Origin of the sequence: Cochlodiniinecator piscidefendens, from assembly GCF_011326755.1 — a bacterium.
GTDB lineage: Bacteria > Pseudomonadota > Alphaproteobacteria > Rhodobacterales > Rhodobacteraceae > Cochlodiniinecator > Cochlodiniinecator piscidefendens.
In genome coordinates this window covers 424,980-448,459 of sequence record NZ_JAAOIE010000002.1, presented here as the reverse complement: position 1 = coordinate 448,459, position 23,480 = coordinate 424,980, and the positions used below count along the sequence as shown (strand labels likewise).

At 51.7% G+C, this 23,480-nt stretch carries 25 protein-coding genes; 13 read left to right on the top strand and 12 right to left on the bottom strand.

Translation table 11 applies throughout. The features are described from left to right. Positions 1–40 precede the first annotated feature (40 nt). Together G9C99_RS06905 and trxB are read right to left on the bottom strand one after the other, a co-directional pair. A complete protein-coding gene (locus G9C99_RS06905; RefSeq protein ID WP_166416715.1) occupies positions 41–1,750 on the bottom strand; it encodes a bifunctional sulfate adenylyltransferase/adenylylsulfate kinase in 1,710 nt (569 codons plus the stop codon). Positions 1,751–1,917: 167 nt separating this feature from the next. Beyond that, on the bottom strand, positions 1,918–2,862 hold the full coding sequence (gene trxB / locus G9C99_RS06900; protein ID WP_166416714.1) for a thioredoxin-disulfide reductase: 945 nt from the start codon (positions 2,860–2,862) through the stop codon (positions 1,918–1,920). A 189-nt stretch (positions 2,863–3,051) separates the two neighbouring features. Here trxB and G9C99_RS06895 point away from each other — a divergent pair, with 189 nt between their 5' ends. Beyond that, entirely contained in the window at positions 3,052–3,552 is a 501-nt protein-coding gene (locus G9C99_RS06895; RefSeq protein WP_166416713.1) for an Lrp/AsnC family transcriptional regulator, read from the top strand. Here the strand turns inward: G9C99_RS06895 and G9C99_RS06890 are convergent. The 5 genes from G9C99_RS06890 to lgt form a co-directional block, all read right to left on the bottom strand. Then, positions 3,549–4,343, bottom strand: a complete 795-nt coding sequence (locus tag G9C99_RS06890) for a Hint domain-containing protein (RefSeq protein ID WP_166416712.1) — start codon at positions 4,341–4,343, stop codon at positions 3,549–3,551. The two genes, G9C99_RS06895 and G9C99_RS06890, sit on opposite strands and share 4 nt — an antisense overlap. 125 nt (positions 4,344–4,468) lie before the next feature. Continuing rightward, positions 4,469–4,618, bottom strand: coding sequence for a hypothetical protein (locus G9C99_RS06885; protein WP_166416711.1), 150 nt, complete (start codon positions 4,616–4,618; stop codon positions 4,469–4,471). 277 nt (positions 4,619–4,895) lie between these two features. Next, positions 4,896–5,654, bottom strand: a complete 759-nt coding sequence (gene pgeF, locus G9C99_RS06880; RefSeq protein WP_166416710.1) for a peptidoglycan editing factor PgeF — start codon at positions 5,652–5,654, stop codon at positions 4,896–4,898. After that, on the bottom strand, positions 5,651–6,721 hold the full coding sequence (locus G9C99_RS06875; RefSeq protein WP_166416709.1) for a class I SAM-dependent methyltransferase: 1,071 nt from the start codon (positions 6,719–6,721) through the stop codon (positions 5,651–5,653). The genes pgeF and G9C99_RS06875 overlap by 4 nt, the downstream gene beginning before the upstream one ends. After that, entirely contained in the window at positions 6,718–7,608 is an 891-nt protein-coding gene (gene lgt / locus G9C99_RS06870) for a prolipoprotein diacylglyceryl transferase (RefSeq protein ID WP_166416708.1), read from the bottom strand. The genes G9C99_RS06875 and lgt overlap by 4 nt, the downstream gene beginning before the upstream one ends. A gap of 107 nt (positions 7,609–7,715) precedes the next feature. On the opposite strand from lgt, the gene G9C99_RS06865 reads away from it, so the two are divergent. The 8 genes from G9C99_RS06865 to G9C99_RS06830 all read left to right on the top strand — a co-directional run bounded on the left by G9C99_RS06865 (position 7,716) and on the right by G9C99_RS06830 (position 14,467). After that, positions 7,716–7,955: an accessory factor UbiK family protein gene (locus G9C99_RS06865; protein ID WP_166416707.1), complete on the top strand. Its 240-nt coding sequence runs from the start codon at positions 7,716–7,718 to the stop codon at positions 7,953–7,955. Between the two features lie 166 nt (positions 7,956–8,121). Beyond that, a complete protein-coding gene (locus G9C99_RS06860; RefSeq protein WP_166416706.1) occupies positions 8,122–10,347 on the top strand; it encodes a heavy metal translocating P-type ATPase in 2,226 nt (741 codons plus the stop codon). Positions 10,348–10,418: 71 nt separating this feature from the next. Beyond that, positions 10,419–10,847 carry a MerR family transcriptional regulator gene (locus G9C99_RS06855; protein WP_166416705.1) on the top strand — a complete coding sequence of 143 codons (429 nt, stop codon included), beginning with the start codon at positions 10,419–10,421 and terminating at the stop codon, positions 10,845–10,847. Between the two features lie 83 nt (positions 10,848–10,930). Beyond that, entirely contained in the window at positions 10,931–11,515 is a 585-nt protein-coding gene (locus G9C99_RS06850) for a L,D-transpeptidase (RefSeq protein ID WP_166416704.1), read from the top strand. A gap of 287 nt (positions 11,516–11,802) precedes the next feature. After that, entirely contained in the window at positions 11,803–12,306 is a 504-nt protein-coding gene (locus G9C99_RS06845; RefSeq protein ID WP_166416703.1) for a type III secretion system chaperone family protein, read from the top strand. A 51-nt stretch (positions 12,307–12,357) separates the two neighbouring features. Further along, positions 12,358–13,179 (top strand): pyrroline-5-carboxylate reductase, encoded by an 822-nt coding sequence (proC, locus tag G9C99_RS06840; protein WP_166416702.1) that lies wholly within the window; start codon positions 12,358–12,360, stop codon positions 13,177–13,179. Next, positions 13,176–13,514 carry a tRNA-binding protein gene (locus tag G9C99_RS06835; protein WP_166416701.1) on the top strand — a complete coding sequence of 113 codons (339 nt, stop codon included), beginning with the start codon at positions 13,176–13,178 and terminating at the stop codon, positions 13,512–13,514. Before proC ends, G9C99_RS06835 begins: the two co-directional genes overlap by 4 nt. Then, on the top strand, positions 13,511–14,467 hold the full coding sequence (locus G9C99_RS06830; RefSeq protein WP_231704002.1) for a 2-hydroxyacid dehydrogenase: 957 nt from the start codon (positions 13,511–13,513) through the stop codon (positions 14,465–14,467). The genes G9C99_RS06835 and G9C99_RS06830 overlap by 4 nt, the downstream gene beginning before the upstream one ends. A 28-nt stretch (positions 14,468–14,495) precedes the next feature. Here G9C99_RS06830 and G9C99_RS06825 read toward each other — a convergent pair whose 3' ends face one another. Beyond that, complete coding sequence (locus tag G9C99_RS06825) at positions 14,496–15,074, bottom strand: thymidine kinase (RefSeq protein ID WP_166416700.1); 579 nt, start codon at positions 15,072–15,074, stop codon at positions 14,496–14,498. A gap of 339 nt (positions 15,075–15,413) precedes the next feature. On the opposite strand from G9C99_RS06825, the gene G9C99_RS06820 reads away from it, so the two are divergent. After that, on the top strand, positions 15,414–15,869 hold the full coding sequence (locus G9C99_RS06820) for a hypothetical protein (RefSeq protein WP_166416699.1): 456 nt from the start codon (positions 15,414–15,416) through the stop codon (positions 15,867–15,869). Here G9C99_RS06820 and crcB read toward each other — a convergent pair. Together crcB and G9C99_RS06810 are read right to left on the bottom strand one after the other, a co-directional pair. Next, complete coding sequence (crcB, locus tag G9C99_RS06815) at positions 15,861–16,217, bottom strand: fluoride efflux transporter CrcB (RefSeq protein ID WP_166416698.1); 357 nt, start codon at positions 16,215–16,217, stop codon at positions 15,861–15,863. The genes G9C99_RS06820 and crcB overlap by 9 nt on opposite strands. Then, entirely contained in the window at positions 16,214–16,585 is a 372-nt protein-coding gene (locus G9C99_RS06810) for a fluoride efflux transporter FluC (RefSeq protein ID WP_166416697.1), read from the bottom strand. The genes crcB and G9C99_RS06810 overlap by 4 nt, the downstream gene beginning before the upstream one ends. A 166-nt stretch (positions 16,586–16,751) precedes the next feature. Between G9C99_RS06810 and G9C99_RS06805 the strand changes: the two genes are divergently transcribed. The 3 genes from G9C99_RS06805 to G9C99_RS06795 all read left to right on the top strand — a co-directional run bounded on the left by G9C99_RS06805 (position 16,752) and on the right by G9C99_RS06795 (position 20,348). Then, positions 16,752–18,239 (top strand): Do family serine endopeptidase, encoded by a 1,488-nt coding sequence (locus G9C99_RS06805; RefSeq protein WP_166416696.1) that lies wholly within the window; start codon positions 16,752–16,754, stop codon positions 18,237–18,239. Positions 18,240–18,330: 91 nt separating this feature from the next. Continuing rightward, positions 18,331–19,005 carry a response regulator transcription factor gene (locus tag G9C99_RS06800; protein ID WP_166416695.1) on the top strand — a complete coding sequence of 225 codons (675 nt, stop codon included), beginning with the start codon at positions 18,331–18,333 and terminating at the stop codon, positions 19,003–19,005. Beyond that, positions 18,990–20,348 carry a sensor histidine kinase gene (locus tag G9C99_RS06795; RefSeq protein WP_166416694.1) on the top strand — a complete coding sequence of 453 codons (1,359 nt, stop codon included), beginning with the start codon at positions 18,990–18,992 and terminating at the stop codon, positions 20,346–20,348. The genes G9C99_RS06800 and G9C99_RS06795 overlap by 16 nt, the downstream gene beginning before the upstream one ends. On the opposite strand, the gene G9C99_RS06790 is transcribed toward G9C99_RS06795, so the two are convergent. Together G9C99_RS06790 and G9C99_RS06785 are read right to left on the bottom strand one after the other, a co-directional pair. Continuing rightward, positions 20,345–21,787: an FAD-binding oxidoreductase gene (locus G9C99_RS06790; protein WP_166416693.1), complete on the bottom strand. Its 1,443-nt coding sequence runs from the start codon at positions 21,785–21,787 to the stop codon at positions 20,345–20,347. The two genes, G9C99_RS06795 and G9C99_RS06790, sit on opposite strands and share 4 nt — an antisense overlap. Continuing rightward, the gene (locus tag G9C99_RS06785) at positions 21,784–23,439 is read right to left on the bottom strand and encodes a sulfatase-like hydrolase/transferase (RefSeq protein WP_166416692.1); all 1,656 of its coding nucleotides are present in this window, start codon (positions 23,437–23,439) and stop codon (positions 21,784–21,786) included. Before G9C99_RS06785 ends, G9C99_RS06790 begins: the two co-directional genes overlap by 4 nt. Positions 23,440–23,480 lie beyond the last annotated feature (41 nt).

Below are 23,480 nucleotides of genomic sequence, written 5' to 3'. Positions count from 1 at the left end.
TGGCGGGGCTTTTACTGTTTAGGGGCGCTGCGTTGAACGCTTATCCTTTGATCAGGCCCATGCTTTCGAGTTTGAGGAGGACCTGATGCGCGCAATGGTCGACCTCGGCATTTTCAGTTTTGACGCTGAGTTCTGGTGATTCAGGGACGTTGTAAGGGTCTGAAATGCCTGTGAACTCTTTGATTTTTCCTTCGCGGGCCAATTTGTATAGCCCTTTGCGATCGCGGCGTTCGCATTCCTCAAGCGAGGTCGCGACGTGGACCTCGACAAAGGCCCCGAAGCTTTCGATGTCTTCGCGCACGGCGCGGCGCGTGGTGGCGTAGGGCGCGATCGGTGCGCAGATGGCGATGCCACCGTTTTTCGTGATCTCTGACGCGACATAACCAATGCGGCGAATGTTCAGATCGCGGTGTTCTTTGGAAAAGCCAAGCTCAGAGCTGAGGTTTTTACGAACGATGTCCCCATCGAGCAAAGTCACGGGGCGCCCGCCCATTTCCATCAATTTGACCATCAAAGCGTTGGCAATGGTGGATTTCCCAGATCCCGAAAGGCCTGTGAAAAACACCGTGAAACCCTGCTGTGCGCGTGGCGGTTTTGTGCGGCGCAATTCTTTGACCACGGCGGGGAAGGAGAACCACTCAGGAATCTCTAATCCTTCAGACAGGCGGCGACGCAATTCGGTGCCTGAAATGTTCAGGATGGTCACATCATCTTTGTCTGCGATTTCATCAGCGGGTTCGTATTGAGCGCGTTCCTGTACGTAAACCATGTGTTTGAAATCAACCATTTCGATGCCGATTTCGTCTTGGTGTTCACGGAACAGATCTTGGGCATCATAGGGGCCGTAGAAATCTTCGCCGGCTGAGTTTTTACCGGGGCCTGCGTGGTCGCGACCAACGATGAAATGGGTGCATCCGTGGTTTTTGCGGATCAAACCGTGCCAAACAGCTTCTCGCGGGCCAGCCATGCGCATGGCGAGGTTCAGCAGGCTCATGGTGGTGGTGGCCGACGGGTATTGATCCAGCACAGCTTCATAGCAACGTACGCGGGTAAAGTGATCTACGTCACCCGGTTTGGTCATGCCAACAACCGGATGGATCAACAGGTTTGCTTGGGCTTCGCGTGCGGCGCGGAAGGTCAATTCTTGGTGGGCGCGGTGCAATGGGTTGCGGGTTTGGAATGCCACAACTTTGCGCCAGCCGAGTTTACGGAAGGTCGCGCGCAATTCATTTGGAGTGTCGCGGCTGCCGCGGAAATCGTAGTGAACGGGCTGCTGAATGCCAGTGACCGGACCACCGAGATAGATTTTACCGGCCTGATTGTGCAGGTAATTTACCGCAGGGTGGGCATCATCATCCGCGCCAAAAACCTTTTCCGCCTCAAGGGATTTATTGGGCTCCCAACGGTCTGTTACGGTCATCGTGGCAAGAATAACGCCTTCTTGGTCGCGCAACGCGATATCTTGCCCCAACTCGATCGTGTCGGCAAATTTTTCAGACACGTCAAGGTTGATTGGCATCGGCCAAAGCGCGCCATCCGCAAGGCGCATCCGGTCTACAACGCCGTCGTAATCCGCTTCGGTCATAAACCCTTTAAGCGGGTTGAACCCACCGTTCATCAACAATTCAAGATCGCAGATTTGGCGCGGAGTCAGGTCGTGGCTGATCAAATCAGCCGCTTCAACTTTCAGCTTCTGCGCTGAGTCATAGGATACGTAGAGTTCGGGGATAGGGGCGAGGTTCGGTGTCATAACTTTTCTCTCGATAGGGTCGCCCGGCTTCGTACATGAAATTTGATGAGCCGGTTTACTGATATTTGAGAGGCAGATAGTCGTGAAAAAAGACAGAATTCAAGCAAAGCTGTGAATTTTTGGAGAATTGCGGCGAAAATCACGCGATTTTCGCCGCAATTGGAAGATTATTCTTCGACTTCGGCCAAAAAGCGTTCAGCTTCCAGCGCGGCCATGCAGCCCATTCCTGCAGATGTTACGGCTTGGCGATATTTATGGTCTGTCAAATCGCCTGCAGCGAACACGCCCGGGATAGAAGTGGCCGTAGAATCAGGTTGGGTTTTTACATATCCGCCCATGTGGGTTTCCAAAGTATCTTTGACCAATTCGTTTGCAGGGGCGTGACCAATCGCGACGAACACACCTTTGCAGGGAATTTCTGTGATTTTGCCTGTTTTGGTGTGCTTGGCCCGCACAGCTGTGACACCCAATGGATTGTCATCGCCCACAACCTCAACGAGTTCATGAAACCAAAGCGGTTCGATCTTTTCGTTTTTCATCAAACGATTTTCGAGGATTTTCTCACTGCGCAGTTCGTCGCGGCGGTGTATCAATGTAACCTTTGATGCGAAATTGGTTAGGAAAAGCGCCTCTTCGACAGCGGTGTTTCCGCCGCCGATCACGACGATTTCTTGGCCGCGGTAGAAAAACCCATCACATGTGGCACAGGCCGATACGCCGAACCCTTTGTATTTATCTTCTGATTCTAGGCCTAACCACTTTGCCCGCGCGCCGGTCGCCAAAATGACCGCGTCGCACGTATAGGTCGTGCCGCTATCACCAAGCGCTGTGAAGGGACGTTTGCTGACGTCAAGATCGGTGATGATGTCGCTGATGATTTCTGTACCCATATCACGGGCGTGTGTTTCCATGTTGACCATCAGATCAGGACCTTGGATTTCACTGTGACCTGGCCAGTTTTCGACCTCTGTGGTGGTGGTCAATTGCCCACCGGGTTCGATGCCTTGCACCAGAATGGGCGACAGCATGGCGCGACTGGCGTAAACGCCTGCGGTGTATCCTGCTGGGCCAGAACCGATAATCAAAACTTTGGTATGTCGCGTCTCAGCCATTGTGGGCCTCATTTTGTTCCTGGGTTCATTGGCATATAGCGGCAGGCATCGATTGATTAAAGGGTTTCAGATCAAACAAAGAATTTTCCACTTGCGTTTGGCAAAAGAAATAATTTAGTTGCGCATTCTTGAAATAATATTGCGCGAAACAATGTTTCGGCATAGGTTTTGCAAAACTGGAGAATTGCGATGGCTGGCTCAAAATTAGACCCGATTGATCGAATGATTTTGGCAGAGCTGCAAGCCGACGGTCGGATGACCAATGTCGAGCTGGCAAAGCGCGTCGGAATTTCTGCGCCGCCTTGCTTGCGCCGCGTGCGGACGTTGGAAGAAGCGGGATATATTCGTGGCTATCATGCGGATGTAGATGCGCGTGCGCTTGGGTTTGAAGTGCAAGTTTATGCGATGGTCGGATTGGTCAGCCAAGCTGAGGTGGATCTTTCAGATTTTGAAAACCTCTGCAAAGACTGGCCCTTGGTTCGTGAGTGTCACATGTTGAACGGAGAGGTCGATTTCATTTTGAAATGTGTTGCACCTGATCTGTCTACATTTCAGACTTTTCTGACCGAGCAACTGACATCGGCTGACAATGTGGCCAGTGTAAAAACCTCGTTGGTGATCCGCGGGGCGAAAGACGATCCCGGTGTGCCTTTTGAGGTGTTAGAGGAACGCCTAAGCCAAACGGCTTAGGGGGTTTCCATACGGGTGATGTCGTCATGCACGATGCGCGCGACATTCATAGAACCAAAGTCTGCATAGGTTTCCAAATGCGGGAAAAGCCGCATGAAGTAGTTGGTGGCTTGTTGCCCTAGCTTGGTGTCGAGACCCGGGCCGGGGTGGTAGCTTTCGCATTCTAAACCATTTGCAGTAATGATTTCATGATTTGCAAAGGCGAGATGGAAAACTTCAACACGGGTGGCAGGTGTGATTTCCGCGATCATGTCACCGTCGCATAGGTCTTTCGCCCGAATAAGGGCTGCTTCCGTATCGTAGAGCGCTGAAAGGCGTCCGTGGCGTTGGAAAACACGTGCTCCGGGGCCTAACAGCAAGTCAGGCATCGGGCGTCCAAGGCCAAAACTGTCGCTGGCTATACGAGTCAGATGTTCAGCTTCGCGGTCTGCCTTTGCTGGCAACAATGTCATCGATCCAACCCATAGCAATGTGCGCAATCCATTACGATGTGTTGCAATACGCGTACCTGGAAGCAGATCCTCAACGGCAGTTGGCCCGTTTTCCGTTGCAATCAATGTTCCTCGGGCAAATGCAGAAAAGGCATCTTCGAACATCGCAAGTGCTGGGGCGACCTTAACCGCATCTTCGATTTGGTTGTCTTCGGTGAGCCATGACAGGCGATAATGCCGCATAGCCGGAAGAGGGCGCTCATCTGGTGCCTTAGTAAGGGGCGTCAGCGGCCTACGGCTATGAATACCGCCGTGCTGATGATTATGTGTGAGCCGGGAGTGCTCTGTTGGTTTTTGCATTTTTTGTCCTTTCGACGCGGCCAAAAACACGGCCCCGAAGGTCAAAATTTAAATTAACTGGGAAAATGTATTGAAGCGTAACTGCAGAAGGGCAAATTCGCCCATCTGCGCAGTTTGGTCAGCTGTCAAGCAGATGCAGCTTTGCGTGGCGTAACAGGCGCGTTACGGCGTTCGATCATCGCTGTGCGGCGTTTGCCACGTGCCCAAGGCATTGCGATTTCGTTTGATGCAGCTTCTTTCAATACGGATTTCATCCAGCGCTTATTCTTTTGCATTGTCGTCTCCTGCTCGGGTCGCCCCAGTTTGGATTGCCCTAGTGTTTTTTCTGTTATCCTTAGAATAGCGCGTAATGGGGCAAGGATTGGGCAGGGCTGCGGCAATTTTGGCAAAAGATGAAGGCGGGGTCGGAAAATCCTGACTGCCTATAAAATAAGGGGTTTTGTAAGGAAATTTTGAATTTTAGTTAAAACATAACTTCAAATTTGCGTGCCGATTTCGCAAATGTGTCAGCACTTTGGCGTGAATGGGTGCAGGTGGGTTCCCTTAGGTTAATCAAAGCCTAATAACTGAGATCAGGCGACCGTAATCGGCCGCACGTTCATGGGTACTGCGACGGTAGGAAAAGAATCGATCAGGATCGCTATAGGTGCAATGGCGGTTCCAACAGGCAGCGCCAACGCCGGCTTTGCATAAGCGCGACACGCCATAAGCTGGCAAATCAAATTGCATTCGATCCTCTGCACCTTGGGCAAAGAACCGGCTGTTCTCAGTATCCTCGTCCATGAACATTTCAAAAAACTCTTGGCCGACTTCATAGGTGGCTTGGCTGATACACGGACCCACAACCGCTGTGATATTTTGACGGGCTGCGCCAAGGGTTTCCATGCTATCTATAGTGGCTTCCAACACGCCTGCCATTGCACCTTTCCAGCCTGCGTGAGCTGCGCCAATCACTCCGGCGTCAAGGTCGCTAAACAGAACAGGCTGACAATCCGCGGTCAAAATCCCAAGTGCGAGACCGGGGGTTGCGGTCACGATCGCGTCGGCTTTTGGCAAGGGTTGAGGGATCGGGGTTTCTGCGACAACAACATTCGCCGAATGACACTGATGGACTGACAGCAGATGTGACGGCGCGACACCCATCGCTTCGGCAACGCGGGCGCGGTTTATAGAAACGCTATCGGATTGATCAGACGATCCATGCCCGCAGTTTAGCCCTTTAAACACACCCGAAGATGCGCCACCGCGTCGGGTAAAAAAACCGTGCTTTATGGGGGCCAGATCATCATGGGTAAGAATTTCTAAGGTCATACGGTAAATCCTGCTGGGGCCGTCTGGCCCGAAGGGTAAAGCGCAATTGCTTTGAACAAGGTTCCCATTTCTTCGGGGTGGGTCAAGCGCCGATGTGCAGCAATCACGTTTTCGAGAGCATCGCCTTCTCGCGTGGCGGCCAATTGTTGCGCACGGGTTGTGATACCGAGCCGTTCTAACAGAACACCCTGGGGCGTCATGCTTGTGATGGCGCATCCCGTGGATGTAGTGGCTTTGCTAAGGGCCTCAAAATCGACATGGGCTGTTAAGTCTGCATCACCGGGATGGGCAAGAGGTGGATCAAATGCATGCGATTTAAGCGCCTGAAGCGTATCCCCCAAAGATTGCCAATCCCCGTAGTCGATTATGATCCCAACACCGCCAAACCGGGTAATGTGCTGCGCGATGGTGGTTGTGATGGATTGTGCTGGCGTGCAGATTTCGACAAGATCGCCATCTTTTGTATCAGAAAGGCGGGCTTCGAGCTCTTTGATTGGTAAAGGTGCCGTTGTGCCGAAGGACAGCGTGTTGTCCTTGATGCCAACTTGGCGTTCGCGCCATCCTAATCCTGCGCGGATATATTGACGGATGGGCAGGGCATCGAAAAATTCATTGGCCACCAGAAAAAGTGGGGCGTCAGCAAAATCTGAAACGCTGTCTTTCCAATGCACATCGTAGTCTTTCAGCGTGTCGCGCTGGATGTCGCGCAACACCGGCGAAGCGTCAATCAGTACGATGCTTGCTGCGGTATGAAAGCCGGGAACACGCTTTGTCGCGCGCAGTATATCGGCCATCAGTGTGCCGCGTCCGGGGCCGATTTCAGCCAAGGTAAAGCCGTCGGGGGAGCCTTGGTCTATCCATGCTTGCGCAAGACATAGACCTAAAACTTCGCCAAACATTTGACTGATTTCCGGGGCGGTTGTGAAATCACCTTTGGCCCCGAATGGGTCGCGGGTTGCATAATATCCATATTTAGGATGCAGCAGGCATTCGTTCATATAGTCAGCAATGCTGAGCGGCCCGCTCCGTTGAATGCGTTCGATTAATATCGGGGTAAGCGGTGTCATGCTTTGCCTCTTTGTCGGGCAACGACAATGATCGCCAATCCAACAACAATCATAGGAGACGATAACAATTGGCCCATAGATACCCCATAGTCCCCAAGTTGAATGACATAGCCCATTGGGTTTTCAAATGTAATAAATTGATCGTCAGCTTGGCGGTAGAACTCAACAATAAAGCGCGCGATGCCGTACCCAGCAATAAAGATACCCAGAGATTGCCCCGGTATTTTCAACGCCCCTTTGCGCCAAATTACATAGAGGAGAATAAGCCCTAGAACCAATCCTTCCAGCGCAGCCTCATAGAGTTGGGAAGGATGACGCGCGCAAATACCTAGAATGTCAGCGCAGTCCTGCGCGTGAGTACCGGGAAAGGCAACACCCCAAGCGGCATCTGTTGGACGTCCCCAAAGTTCGGCATTGATGAAATTTGCTATTCGCCCAAAGAACAGGCCGGGCGTAGCGGCCAGACCGGCAATGTCCGCGACAGGGATAATCGGGATATTGTGTTTGCGACAAAAAAGAACACCCGCGATTGCGACGCCTAAAAACCCACCGTGAAAGGACATGCCGCCTGTCCAGATTTTCAGTATCTCAGCAGGGTTCGCAAAATAATATTCCGGCTGGTAAAATAGCACAAAACCGAGCCGCCCACCGGCAATTATCCCAACGATAACCCAAGTCATTAGGTCTTCGAGTTGTGCGCGTGTCATAGGTGCAGCGGATGCGCGCCATAGATCAGGCGTCTCTAATGCCTTTCCAACCAATCGCCACGCTAGCAAAATACCGGCGATATATGCTAATGCATACCAACGCAGCGCAAAGGTAAAGTCGCCGATGTCAAAGCTAAACAGCTCTGGGCTAATGTCGGGAAAGGGGATCATTGCAATCATATCTGCCTGTTGCCTGTTTTTCTGCGACGAAGTCAACCTTGTGATTGCCGCCATTTCACCCCATATAGGCACTGAACACGATGCTTTCACTATGCTTTGAGGATGCCATGCAAAGTCGCAACAAAGTTTTTGACGATCTATCCCAACTGATGACCAATGCTATGGGCGTGGCACAAGGGGCCAAAGGCGAAGCCGAAAACGCGATGAAAAGCTTTTTTGATCGTTGGATGGCTGACAAAGAATTTGTAAGCCGTGAAGAATTTGATGCGGTTCGCTTGATGGCGCAAAAAGCCCGCGAAGAAAACGACGCTCTAAAGGCCCGTATTGAGGCGCTTGAAGGTAAGTAAGCCTATAAATTATTAGAACAACGCGCGTCCTTTTGGGGCGCGCTTTTGCATTTTTAGGGGTGCGGCCATTAAATTTTTGAATGGCGAAAATACCTCTTGAACCTCTAGTTGCTAGAGCTTGTATCTATCATTGCGGTAGGCGAATCTTAGCACGAGGAAATGCAAAATGCCGCATGATCATGTTCATAAATCCGGCGAATGCTGCGGCGGGGATATTCTCCCAAGCGGGCCCATCGGAGAGGGCCGCAGTTTTCAGGTAAGCGGACTGGACTGTGCCGAAGAAGTTTCCATTCTCAACCGCGTTGTTGGACCATTGGTTGGCGGGGCGGAGCATCTGGCCTTTGATGTGATCAATGCCAAAATGGTGGTGTTGAATACGGCAGTGAACGCGACGGACCGCGACATTATTCAAGTTGTTGCTGCTACCGGAATGAAGGCGACTATTTGGGATTCCGCAACTGCGGAAAAGGACGCCGCTGCGCATTTGGCGCGTCAAAAGCGATTTACAATGTTGTCGGGCCTGTTTTGGGCGCTTGGGTTTGGATACCATATCGTTGAACGCGGCGCATTTGGCGCTGTGCAGATATTTTCCGGCCATGGCGATACGGCTATGCCGTTGGCAGAAATGGGTTCTTTTTTACTGGCAGTGGTGTTTGGTGTTTGGCTAGTCGCACCAAAGGCGTGGGCGTCGGCCCGTCACCTTTCGCCTGACATGAATTTATTAATGATTGTCGCCGTCGCTGGCGCAATCGGGATTGGTGAGTATTTTGAGGCGGCAACTGTGGCCATGTTCTTTGCGCTGTCGCTCGCCCTCGAAAGTTGGAGCGTAGGGCGTGCCCGCAATGCAGTTGCGGCGCTGTTAAACCTCGCGCCGCCGACAGCGCGGGTTGTCACCGACACCGGCGAAAGGGATGTTCCTGCCGAAGCTGTTTCCGTAGGGCAAATATTCATTGTACGTGGCGGGGATCGCATACCGCTAGATGGCAATGTGGTGGATGGGGTTTCAGACGTTGATCAGGCCCCCATCACCGGAGAAAGCGTTCCGGTGACCAAAGAAAAAGACGATGAAGTCTTTGCAGGTACAATAAATGGCAGCGGGACGTTGCAGGTTAAGGCAACCAAACCGGCAAGTGATACGGTGCTGTCCCGTATTATCCGTATGGTCGGAAGCGCCCAATCTCGTCGCGCTGAGGTGGAACAATGGGTGACGAAATTTGCCCGTATTTATACGCCTGCCGTGATGGTATTGGCTGTTTCGATCTTTTTAGTGCCTCCAATGCTGTTTGGCGGGCTTTGGGGCGACTGGTTCTATAATGCGTTGGTTTTGTTGGTCATTGCCTGCCCATGTGCATTGGTGATTTCTACGCCTGTGTCGATTGTCGCAGGCTTAGCGTCGTCAGCGAGGGCAGGGGTTCTGATCAAAGGGGGTGCATTTGTCGAAGCACCGGCAGGGTTACAGGCGCTTGCGTTGGATAAGACCGGAACATTGACCAAGGGCCAACCTGAGGTCGTCGAAGTTTTTGCGGTGAAAGGTTTGAGCGACACGGTGCTTAACGAAACGGTGCTTAAAGCGGCGGCTTCACTTGAAGTACGCAGTTCTCACCCTTTGGCGCGGGCGATATTGGATAAGGCAAAGCAGTGCGGTTTGGATGTGATTGCGGCGCAGGATACGCAAACAGTGCCCGGACGCGGTGTCAAAGGCATGTTGAATGGCAGCAATGTATGGCTGGGCTCTGATCGTTATGCACGCGAACTTGGGTTTATCGTGCCTGCAGCGTTTTCGGCCAGTAACGGTACGTTGGTTGTTGTTGGGGATAATGCGGGCATTCTCGGGGCTATAGCGTTGCGTGACGCTATTCGGCCAGACGCCAAGGACGTCATTGATCGCCTAAAGGCGCAGGGTGTCGCCAAGATAGTAATGTTAACTGGCGATAATAAGGCATCAGCCAATGCTGTCGCACAACAAGTTGGCATTGATGACGTGCAAGCTGAACTTCTACCTGAAGATAAGGTTGCAGCGATCGAAGCGCTTGTTGCACGCTATGGTAGCGTTGCCATGGTTGGGGATGGTGTAAACGATGCACCTGCAATGGCGCGCGCCCATTTTGCGATTGCGATGGGGGCGATTGGGTCTGATGCTGCCATCGAAACGGCGGATATCGCATTGATGAGTGATGATCTTTCTAAACTGCCATGGCTTATTGGTCACTCAAGACGCACATTGGGGATCATCCGCCAAAACATCGCGTTCTCTCTGCTGGTCAAAGCGGTTTTTGTCGCAATGACGGCTCTGGGGTACGCTACCATGTGGGGCGCAATTGCAGCTGACGTTGGCGTGTCATTACTGGTGGTTGGCAATGCGCTTAGGCTGCTTCGTGCCGATGCCGCGTGATGTGAGGGGCAGGGGGTTGAGCATGGCGCTTATCCACCCTACCTGCCAGTCGAGAAAGGTGAGGTGAAATCATGTTTACCATCGGCGCAATGTCGCGCAAAACGGGCGCTAAGGTCCAAACAATACGATATTATGAGAAAATCGGATTGCTGGAAGAACCCGGTCGCACCGCTGGGGGCCAACGACGCTATACCCAAAAAGATTTGGATCGCCTCGCTTTTGTACGCCATGGGCGACAGTTGGGCTTTGGCCTAGATGCAATTCGAGAATTGCTTCAACTCGCTGATCAACCGGGCCATTCTTGTTCGCAAGCGGATTCTATCGCTCAGCGGCAACTGGTTCAAGTTGAACAGCGGATCCTGAGGTTACAGGCCTTGCAGACCGAGTTGGCCCGGATGGTTTCAGAGTGTACAGGGGGCGGCGTTGAAGATTGTCGTGTGCTCGAAGTGCTCAGAGATCATTCTGAGTGTTTGACGGAACATGCAGAGATAGGTGCCTAATTCACGTGGAAGTGAAATGAAATTTCTTGACCTTTGGGGTGCTAGAGGTCGAACAACAGATAAGTAATAAAATCGAGGTTCAGATGAGCAAAGTAAATTCAGGTTTGACGCGTCGACATTTTGCAATTGGCGCCATGAGTGCAGTCACCGTCGCGGCGGGTGGCTCGATCGTTCATGCAACGGAAGCTCTGCAAACACCACCGGTACGTCGGAACATTTCGTCTTTCCGGATTGAGGGTTGGCAGGATCATTTTGATACCCTTAGCAACGGTGCCATTTTGGCCGATACGACGTCCCGCGTGGTGCAGTACTGGTCCGAAGATGAAAGCATTTACAAGGTTTACCCTAGCAGCGTACCGATGACCGAGGATTTAACGCGCCTTGGTATGACACGTGTAACCCGCAAGGTGGATGGCCCAACATGGCGACCAACACCCTCGATGCTAGAGCGCAATCCCGAATTGCCCGCCGTCGTTGGGCCTGGGCCCGACAATCCGCTGGGAACGCACGCGCTCTATTTGTCATGGCAATACTACCGTGTTCACGGGACAGGCGACACCCGCAAAATTGGGCGCCGTTCTTCAAGCGGTTGTATTGGGCTTTATAACGAACACATTGCAGAACTTTTCGATCTGGCCGTGGTTGGAACCCAAGTGAAATTGATCTGATATTTTATGAAAGCCTGAAAACCCGCCTATCGTAGGCGGGTTTTTTTGTGCCTTTGATGACTATATCTTGTGGATAACCCCTGTGGATAACGCTGTTTCTGCGCGATTTTGACTAAATACAGGGTATTTCTTGGGGATAATCGCAAAATATGGCTTTACAGGTGCCTGAATAGTGCACACCATATCCATATATAGTATCAGCAGCGGGAAAAACCGCGCATACTGGTGAAGACACCGACTCTTTGTGGGGCAGCCCACAGAGCCGTAAAGCAAAAAAGAGGCCGAGCATGTCACTATCAGAGCAGTTTGACCAAATGGAAGATTTGCATCCAATTGATGTTGTGGAAACCATTGCAGAACATCATGAATGGGAATTCAGCCGCGTCGCAGATGATCAAATCGCCATGGCAATTGACGGTCAGTGGCGCACCTATTCCATCACGTTGGCATGGTCTGATTACGATGAAACGCTTAGATTGATTTGTTCTTTTGAAATGGACCCACCAGAACATCGGTTGGGTGAACTTTATGAGGTTCTAAATCATACCAACGACCAGTGTTGGGCAGGTGCCTTTACCTATTGGGCAACACAAAAGCTCATGGTGTATCGTTACGGTTTGGTGCTGACAGGAGGTCAATCTGCAAGCCCTGAACAGATCAATACCTTGATTGATGTCGCTGTTCGTTCGAGTGAACGTTATTACCCAGCGTTTCAGCTGGTTGGATGGAGTGAGCAATCTCCGGCACAAGCTTTGCAAGTCGCCATTGCAGAGGCGTACGGACGCGCCTAAGCTCCGCCCTGAAATCACCCGAACAATTCGGTGCGGTACAGGGAAAAGACGATGACTTTCGATGACATTCTAGAACGTGGCTTAGTTCTTTTGGGTTGCGGCAAGATGGGTTCTGCTATGTTGCAGGGCTGGTTGTCCAATGGATTGGTGCCTTCATCGGTTTGGGTTCACGACCCTTTTCCATCTGATTGGTTGAACACGCTGGCCCAAGAAGGTTTGCATTTAAACGCCGATATTCCGGCAAACCCTGCGATTGTCTTAATCGCGGTAAAACCTCAAATGATGGCAGATGCGCTTCCTACGTTGCAGAAATTGGGAAACGGGGAAACTCTGTTTTTATCCGTTGCCGCCGGTACGGCGATTTCTTATTACGAAGATGTTTTGGGCGCACAGACCCCGATTATCCGGGCGATGCCAAACACGCCGGCAGCTGTGGGTCGTGGTATCACTGCTTTGGCTGGCAACGCGAAGTCCACAGAAAGCCATTTGAAGTTGGCCGAGGCGTTGCTTCAGGCCGTTGGGCAAACAGTGCGCTTGGATGGTGAATATCAAATGGATGCAGTGACGGCTGTTTCCGGGTCCGGCCCTGCCTATGTATTCCATCTAATTGAAACATTGGCAGCCGCTGGCGAAGCTCAGGGCTTACCCGCTGATCTTTCCATGGCTTTGGCCAAAGCAACTGTGGGTGGGGCAGGGCAACTGGCCGAAGATGCAACAGACAGCCCTACACAGTTGCGGATCAATGTGACGAGCCCAGCAGGCACCACGGCAGCAGCGCTTGAGGTTCTGATGAATGAGGAAACTGGGTTTCCCGATTTGCTAAACCGGGCCGTAAAGGCGGCAGCAGATCGGTCTGAGGAACTCGGTAAATGAGCGAAATCAGCTTTGATGATTTTATGAAGGTTGACGTACGCGTTGGTCGGATTACCCGTGCGGAGCCATATCCCGAGGCCCGCAAACCCGCGATTAAGCTATGGGTCGATTTTGGCCCTGAATTAGGGGAAAAGAAAAGCTCTGCCCAAATTACGGTGCATTATACACCTGATCAATTGATTGGGAAGGAAGTGTTGGCCGTGGTCAATTTTCCTCCACGCCAAATTGGAAAGTTTATGTCTGAGGTTCTCGTTCTCGGGTTTCCGGATGAAAATGGCGCAATTGTTTTGGCGACTCCGGATAAGCCTGTCCCTGCAGGAGGGCGGCTTCATTGAAGAATCTTTTGATTACACGGCGCATGCCTGAAAGAGTGTTAGTCGAAGCACAGAAGCATTTCGATGTGACCTTGCGGGAGCGAACGGCCCCCATGACCTCGGCAGAGGCGAAGGTTGCGCTGAAAACCTACGACTTTATTTTACCGACATTAGGTGATGCATTTGGGGCTGATGTTTTTGAGGTCGGGCCATTTCGTTGCGCGTTGCTTGCGAACTTCGGCGTTGGGTATAACCATATCGACGTGAAGGCCGCTGGCCTTGCAGGTGTTGCGGTGTCCAATACTCCCGGTGCGGTAACCGATGCAACCGCCGATACGGCGATGACGCTTATTCTCATGAGCGCAAGACGCGCTGGTGAAGGTGAACGTTTATTGCGTGCAGGGGCGTGGGATGGTTGGCAGCCAACTCAAATGCTTGGGATGCATGTAACTGGCAAAAAGATCGGCATCATCGGGATGGGTCGTATTGGAAAAGCCATCGCAAAACGGTGCCACTTCGGTTTTGATATGGAAGTGCTGTTTTACAATCGCTCAAAAGTCGAGGACGCAGGGTGTCCCGCTGAACAAATTGAAAGTTTGGAAGAGTTGGCAGGTCAGGTTGATATCTTGGTTGTGGCTGTCCCCGGTGGCCCTGCAACCCATCACTTGGTTGGCAAAGGCATTTTTGATGCGATGCAATCTCATGCACATTTCATCAATATTGCCCGAGGCGATGTTGTGGATGAACAAGCGTTGATTGCAGCGCTAAAAGCAGGCGCAATAGGAGGCGCGGGATTAGACGTCTATGAATTTGAACCCGCCGTGCCTGACGACTTGCGCCGAATGGAAAACGTTACGCTGTTGCCGCATCTTGGCACGGCGGCATTAGAAGTGCGTGAAGCAATGGGATTAATGGCGGTTGCGAATCTGGTCGCATTTGCAGCTGGAGATTCTGCGCCAAACGCTGTTTCTTAAGATAACGTCGCGGCAAGCGAAGTTGGCCTCAACCTTCTACCGCTTGTCGCCAATGTTTGCGGCACAATGAAACATATGTTTCATTTCCACCAATCTGAACTTGGGCGCCTTCTTTTAAAGGCGTGCCGCCTTCGTCCATGCGAACGACCATGGTTGCCTTTTTTCCACAGTGGCAGATGGTGCGCACTTCGCGCATTTCATCGGCAAGCGCCAGTAGTGCAGCCGAGCCAGGGAAAAGTTCGCCCTGAAAGTCAACGCGCAGCCCATAGCACATTACAGGCACCTTTAAGTCGTCAACAGCTTTTGCCAGTTGCCAAACTTGCTCCTTAGTTAAAAACTGTGCTTCGTCGATGAAAACACAGATGATCGGGCCTTCGGCTTTTCGGTTTTTCACCTTTTCAAACAGATCGTCAGCAGGGCTAAATGTATCTGCTGGTTCAGAAATTCCGATTCTGGACGCAATAACACCTTCGCCTGCTCGATTGTCGAACTGGGCAGTGATTAGATATGTATCCATCCCGCGTTCACGATAGTTGTGCGACGCTTGCAGGAGCACGGTTGATTTTCCTGCGTTCATTGTAGAATAGTGAAAGTAGAGTTTTGCCATGGCCCCAAATAGCGTTGGATGGTGTAAAGGATCAAGTGGAGTTTAAGCATCGAGAGTGGTAGCAGCGCTATTAATACGAAGAAGGATTTTCCAAAGACCTGGGGATGGAACGGTCTCAAATTATCCCAGTCGCAGCGCGACCACCATGCAACCCCTGAGGGACAAGGGCCACTCCATCAGCGAAAACTGATGGCTCTCAAAGCTTCCGACGCTGGGGGCGTCGTCACTCGCATGATCCGTAATTGGATCTATTTCTAAATGACAAACCTTATCATTCCGATTAATGGGAAAAGAACAAAGGATTTCCCCGCGCAATTTCTGGGGTACTGAGGAACGAATATGAACAGTGTTGGCCGTTATCTAAAAAAACACACCGAAGCGTTGGTTAAAGACGTCGGTATCGAAGCTGCATGCGAAATCACGGGAAAATCCAAAGCAACTCTGGGGCGGTATTATTCCGACTCCGAAGAGCATAGCGAACGATATATGCCGGTTGATGCTGTCGCTGCACTTGAGGCCGTTTCGAGCTATCCGCATGTCACTTCCGCATTGGCAGAGCAACGCGGGATAACGATGTCCTATGACAACGAAAGACGCAATTCTACACCGGGTGGTGTGAATGCGGATGTTATCGCGCTGTCGCAAAGATTTGCAATGTTGATGGGTGAATATAATCAATCCATCGAAGATGGGATTATCACCGTGAACGAGGCAAAGCGTTTGTTGCGTGAAACGCTTGCGCTGCAACATGTCCTGATGGATATGAAGTTGCACTTGGAAGATGAATCAAATTGACCAAAGTGCGTGACCTGCCCAAAAACTCATGAGGCAGGCAAGTAAGCTGATAATAATATTTGCAGCCGCGTGCATGACTGTATGCGCGCGGTGCAAATCTAAGGTTTGGTAGGCGAAGCTTGAAAAGGTCGTGAAACCACCGCAAAACCCAAACGCCAGTTGGCGTATCTCTGGGGATGCATTACTGAGTTGCGCGAGAGCAAGACCAAGCAAAAAACAACCAGACACATTGATGATCAAGGTCGAAACCGGAAACTTGTGGGTGATTTTTTGGGTGAGGTAGTGCCGTCCAACAGCGCCCAACCCTCCACCAAGTGCAAAGATCAAATGGAATAGGGCCGAAGTCATAGCGCAGTCCTATCATTGGGTGAGAAAATCCGTTCAGCGATCACCGCCGCGAGTAATCCGACAGCGATTTCGATAACAGGCGCAAGAAAGGCATGGGCCCATTCGCCTGCATCTGCAAAGGCTATTACTGCAGCTACGAATGATGAAAAAGTCGACAGCCCACCGCAAAAGCCAACGGCCCCTAGGTGCAGCATATTTGAATGAAGCCGGTGTCGCTGGGCATATAACGCGCCGAGTACGAAGCAAGCCAAAGTATTGATGGCGAACGTTGCGGTAAATGGTCCGGCTAAAGGCAGCAGCGGGGGCAGGATCTCTCGCAATAGAGAACCGCAAGCACCACCAATAAATATGGCAATATAGACAATCATGTTTCGACTTCGGTTTTGGATGGTGCCTGTGTATGGCACATATCCTGTTAGAACCAACTCTTAATCTTGCTGCGGCTCTTTATGAATAAAGTTTCATCTTGGCTCCATGTGGTCTCCATATCTGGGGCCTATGTGATGATCATACAGATCACGAACGAGGTGAATCATGATCACGATACATTCTGCGCGCCGGATTGGGTTAGCCGTATTAATGGGCTCAACGCTGGTGGCCACCAGCTACTTCGGCGGAAACCCGGTAAACCCTGTTCAGGCGCAAGTTACATCTGGCTGGACACAGCCTGCAAATCTCGCTGACCTCATTGAAGTCGTAAGCCCCGCAGTTGTTAAAGTGACTGCTCATGCAGGTGCTGTTCGCAATGCAAATGTTGAAAGCGCCCCGAGAGGCGGTCAGGGAGACAAATCCGGGACTCGTCCCGAAGGCCCGCTTGGCGAAATGTTTCGTGAGTTTTTTAACGACCCACGTTTTGGTCAAGGTCAACGCCCCCAAGGCCCGCAGCGTCGCAATGGTGGATTGGGGTCAGGTTTTGTGATTTCCGAAGACGGAATCATTGTCACCAACAACCATGTCATCGAGGGGGCTGGCCAGCTGACGATCACCCTTCGGGATGGTCGCGAATATGAAGCGGAAGTTCTGGGAACAGATCCTCGCACTGACTTGGCTGTGTTGAAGGTCATCGAAGATGTGACCTTGCCCTTTGTGAATTGGGGGGATTCTGACGTGACCCGCGTGGGCGATCCTGTCTTTGCTGTTGGGTCGCCATTTGGATTGTCTGGCACTGTCACCGCCGGCATCGTGTCGGCACGTGGTCGCGACATTGGCGCAGGGCCATATGACGATTTCCTTCAGATTGATGCACCAATTAACCCCGGTAATTCTGGGGGGCCGCTTTTTGATCCAAACGGTACAGTCATTGGGGTGAATACTGCGATTGTTGCACCCGGTGGCGGTAACGTGGGCATTGGGTTTTCAATTCCGTCCGAACTCGCCCAAGATATCGTGGCCGAGATCGTCGAAAGTGGCACCGTAACGCGCGGTTGGCTTGGGGTGAGCATTCAGCCGGTGACAGCGGATATTGCTGAAAGTCTAGGTATGGAGACCGTGACTGGTCTCATTGTAGCGGATGTAACGCCTGATAGCCCAGCACAACGGGCGGGGATTTTGAGTGGTGATATTATTCTCAGCTTTAATGATAAGGTGATTGAGGATACAGGCGATCTAACCCGTGCCGTTGCGGACGCAGAGGCCGGTGATACTGAAACCGTAACGATTTTCCGCAGCGGTGAGACACAAGATGTTCCGGTTACGATTGGCACGCTTGAAAGCGATGTTATCCGCGCATCACTTTCTGGGGATGTAATGCCATCAGAAACCGAAGCACCACTGGGGCTTTCGCTGCAACCTGATGATGGCGGGTTGTTGATTGACGACGTTGTGCGCGGAAGCGCCGCTGCTGAAGCAGGCCTAAGGCCCGGCGATCGCGTTTTGTCTGTTAATCAGCAGCCGGTTACCACCCGAGATGCCTTTGGGGCCATTCTGTCCCGCGCCATGGAAAAGACGCGCGCCACTGTTCTCCTCCAAGTCGAACGTGACGGTGCGCGTAGGTTCCTGACGCTTCCTGTGTCCCAAGGCTAACTTGAGACCGCCTGTGCATCCTTCCCCTCAAGACCCGCACGGGCGGTCTTTTTTCATTCAATTTCTGACAATAGGGCGCTATCTGTAGATTATGAAAATTCTTATTGTCGAAGATGACGAAGCCACTGCGCAATATGTTGAAAAAGGCTTGCGTGAAGCGGGCCACATCACGGACCATTGTTCAAACGGAAGCGATGGTTTGGCGATGGCGCTGTCTTCAGAATTTGATGTGATTGTCTTAGATCGGATGCTGCCGCAGATTGATGGGCTGAGTGTTCTTAAAACGTTGCGCTCCCAAAACAACCGCACGCCGGTTTTATTGTTGTCCGCACTTGGCCAGACAGATCATCGAGTCGAAGGGTTGCAAAGTGGAGCGGATGATTATCTTGCGAAACCTTTCGCATTTTCCGAACTGCTTGCGCGACTAGAAGCCATTCAACGACGTAATCAGCCCGTGGAAGCGATTGAAATGTCGCTGACTGTTGGGCCGCTGTCTTTGGATCTTGTCACGCGATTAGCATCAAGAGATGGACATGACATTGCGCTTTTGCCGCGTGAATTTCAGATACTAGAATACATGATGCGCAACCCCGGCCGGGTGATTACGCGGACTATGTTGCTTGAACATGTGTGGGGGTATCATTTCGATCCGCAAACCAATGTGACGGATGTTCATATCAGCCGCTTACGCAAAAAGATTGACGGTGAAGCCGAAGTTCAGCTGATCAAAACCGTGCGGGGGGCCGGATATTGCCTGTCGGCGTGATCCGTAAAATTCTAAGACCCAGTACGCCGCGTTCGGTTTTCGCGGCGCATGTGTTGGCGGCGTTTTTGTCCGCCGTGCTTGTGCTTGGGGTGGTTTATAACGGCGTGATGCGTTTGCTAGAGGCACAGACCGCCGCCGTGGTCGAGGCGGATTTGCGCGGCCTCATTGATGAATACCGCGATGGTGGCCAATTTGCGTTGCGTGCGGCGATTGCGCGGCGCACCAATGATCCGAATATCCAAGACGCAGTTTATCTATTCGCAACGAACGAAGATCACCCACTGGCGGGGAATCTATCGCGGTTTCCTGACATTCCGCTCGACGGGAGCTGGCACTTACTTGAATTGGTGCGCACGGACAAAGATCGTGACGTGACCGTAGGCGGACGTGCGTTTTTACTCTCAACGGGCGCAAAGGTGTTTGTGGGGCGCGATTTACGGGAACAGCGGGAATTTCGCGTGATTTTGCTCTGGGCATCGCTCGCAATGTTGGTGTTCTTTTTGCTGACGGGGGGTGTTGCAGGGTATTTGGTGTCCAAAAGCATTCTGCGTCGATTGAAAGGCATTGAGACAGCAGCAGCAGATATTGCGGCGGGTAATCTATCGCGGCGAGCCCCTGAGACCCAGAACGACGACGAATTTGACCGTCTTTCGCGTTCTTTGAACACAATGCTCGATCGCAATGAGGCTTTGGTGACTGAGTTGAGGACCGTGACTGATAGTCTCGCCCATGATCTGCGGACACCATTGGCCCGGCTGCACAATCGGTTGGAAGATATTGCCGAAGGCAAAGAGGGCCACGCGGAAGATGCGTTGCGCGAATTAGAGCACATTCAAACGGTCCTTGCGGCACTCATGGATATATCGCGATTAGAAAGCGGGATCGCGGCCGGACAGTTTGAGGCGCTTGATCTCGTAGAGATCGCCCAGACTGCATTAGAATTGTACGAACCTTTGGCCGACGAGCGGCAACAAGTTCTGAGTTACAATGGAATTGATCAGGCCCAGATGGTTGGGCACGGACAATTTGTGGCTATGGCCATCACAAATCTATTGGACAATGCGATTAAATATAGCCCGGACGGAGGGCACATTGCCCTGAGTGTTTACAGCGAACCGAATGAATGGGTCTTGTGCGTCACAGACAGCGGGCCAGGCATTTCTGCGGATGATTGGCCCGAAGCGATTAAACGATTTGGCCGTTTAGACAAAGCGCGCAGTACGCCGGGATCTGGCTTAGGATTGAATTTGGTGGCGATGGTCGCAAAGCTACACGGTGCAACCTTGGTCAATTGCCCAGCTGAAACAGGTACAAAGATCGCTTTGCACCTGCCAAAAGCTTAGGCCTGCGGGATCACCTTTCCCGGGTTCATGATGTATTGGGGATCAAGCGCGGATTTCACCTGACGCATGATATCTAGGGCTACCGGGTCCTTGCGACGGGCCATTGATGGGCGTTTGGACTGACCAACGCCGTGTTCCGCGCTAAAACTACCGTCAAGTTCACTTACAACATCTTCGACCAAAGTGGTGATTGCGATTTTGGTTTCGGGTGGTATTGGCCCATCTAGCCCCAAAGGGACGACCGAATAATGAAGGTTCCCGTCACCGAGGTGCGCAATCGCATATTCGCGGTAGTTTGATGCAATTGCAGGCAGGCGGGCGGTCATTTCAGATAAAAATGTTGCGACATGGTCTAACGGCACAGAAACGTCATGATCAATCATCGCGCCAAATTGGGTGCTGACGTAATATGCGCTTTCGCGGCAATGCCAGAACGCTTCGCGCTGGGCATCACTTTGCGCGATAACGGCATCAGTGATTTTTTCGTCTTCTAAAAATGCGCTGAGCGTTTCTTCCAAAATATCATGCACAACTGCACGCCCATTTTCCCCGGAACGCGACAATAGGGCTGAGCTGGCCGCGACTTCGACCAAAATGTTCACCGGGTTAGGGTCGGGTAGGGGGGAGCGCCGATCAGGATATAGAGTCGTGTAATCTTCAAAATAGTAGTCGGGCAAATATTCAAAAGCCTCAACCGCGCCGCCTGTTTGGTATTGAAGGTCCTGAAGCAGTTCCAGTGCGCTGCTCATGTCTTTTAACGCCAGATAAGCAGTTGCATAAGCCGATGGCTTGGGGAATAGTTTCAGCACCGCACCGGTTATGACACCTAGTGTACCCTCGGCCCCGATGTATAGATCTTTCAGGTCATAGCCTGTGTTGTCTTTATGCAGTTCAGACATCAAATTCATGACGCGACCGTCCGGCGTTACCACTTCTAATCCCAAAACGAGTGCACGGGTGTTGCCGTAGCGAACCACGTTGGACCCACCTGCATTTGTGGATAAGGCTCCGCCCAGAAGTGCTGTGCCACGGGCACCGAACATCAACGGAAAGATGAGTTCCTGTTCTTCGACCGCAGTGTGAAGGTTTTCCAGAACAACACCAGCTTCGACGCGTGCGATACGCGTTTTAGTGTTAATGTCCGTTATTCGGTTCAACCGCCCAAGGCTAAGAATGATTTGTGTCGCGTCACCGGTTGGTGTTGCGCCACCCGCAAGGCTTGTATTGCCGCTTTGGGGAACAACGGCAGTGCCTGTGTCGTGAGCTAATTTTAGAACCGCAGCGACTTCTTGCGTTGACGCTGGGCGCACAACAGCCAGCGATTGTTCCGAATATACGCCAAGTATATCTGTATCATAGGCCGTCCGGTCTTCGTTTTGATCAAGCACATTGTTCTGGCCAACGATCGTTTTGAGTTCAGCAAGAATGTCGGTGGTCATTGTCGGTAGTCCTTCGTCTGAGGGCCGCGATATTTAACGGTGAGTTCTGGATCAATGTCGTCTTCATCAAACACGCCTAGCAAAATACCTTTGCGCCGTGATCCGCCACGTGAATTGATGATGTCCTGGTCAGAGCGTGTAACCCGTTGCGACATACGCCGTCCCCATCTTCCCAAACGTTCATACATCATATCTAAGATGTCTTTGTGCTCTGCCGAACGGCCTAGATCAATTAACTCATTTGGGTCATTCTCGTGGTCAAAGAGCATTGGCGGCAATCCACCTTCGGCATGCATGAATTTCCATCGCTTATCTGCAATCATGAACAGACGCGCATCTCGGGGGGCTAGCCCAAGTTTGACGCACATTGGCGTCGCGGAAAAATCATATTCACTGATCGCATAGTCACGCCATTCTGGGTTTTCACCGTGTAATATTGGCAGCAATGAACGCCCTTCGGTGATGTGGTCAGGGACAGTGCCACCAGCGATTTCAATAAAGCTTGGCAATAGATCAATAGCTTCGACGAGGTGATCATCGACAGTACCGCGCGTTGCGTCCGCTTCTGAAGATGGATCATAGATGATGAGCGGCACTTTAACCGACGGATCGTGAAACAAATCCTTTTCGCCAAGCCAATGATCGCCCAAATAATCCCCATGATCAGAGGTCACGACAATCATTGTATCCTCCATCCGCCCACTTGTTTCTAAATAATCAAACAGCCGCCCCATTTGGTTATCCGCTTGTTTTATCAGGCCCATATAGGCGGGTATGACCTTTTCCCTTACTTCATCACGAGAAAAAGCTTGGCCGATGACATTGTTCATAAAGGCATCATGCACGGGATGAGCATCTTTGCGTTCTTCATCGGCGCGATTGGCAGGGAGGACATGCTGTGGCCCGAACATATCATGATAGGGCGCAGGCACAATGTAGGGCCAGTGGGGCTTGATAAATGAAAGATGACACAGCCAAGGATCGCTGCCCTGTTGTTCGATAAACTGAATGGCCTCTGATGTGAGCCAAGGTGTTTCGCTGTCTTCTTCTTTTATATTGGCTTCTTTATCGGCGTGTTTCATGAACCAACCGCTGGCGATATTACCTTCGTTTATACCGGCATTGGCAAAATCGCCCCAGGGGTTATCCCCTTCATAGCCCTTTGATTTAAGGTATTCATTATAAGGGGATCGCCCGGCATCATAATACCCATCGGGCCCTTCCGCCCATAGGCCATCATCACGCAACCAAACATCAAAGCCACATTCCGCCTGTCGCGCGCCAATAACACTATCACGGGCCAGACCTAGGCGTTCCATGCCCTTTTCATCTACGCGCATATGGGTTTTGCCGATGAGCCAACATCCCATCCCATTCTCACGCAAATGGTCACCCATGGTCAGTTCCCCAACCCTGAGCGGAAACCCATTCCATTGGGCACCGTGGCTAGAGGCATATCGGCCCGTATAAGTCGACATACGAGAAGCCCCACACACAGGGGATTGAACATAGGCGCGTGAAAACCGAACGCCTTTTGCGGCCAACGCGTCTAAATGTGGTGTTTGCAAATGTGGATGTCCAGCACAACTGAGATAGTCGAACCTCAGTTGATCAAACATAATAAACAGAATGTTTTTTGCTTTGCGCGTCATCGGACCCTCCCAGATTTGGGGACGGTGCATTATAATGGGAC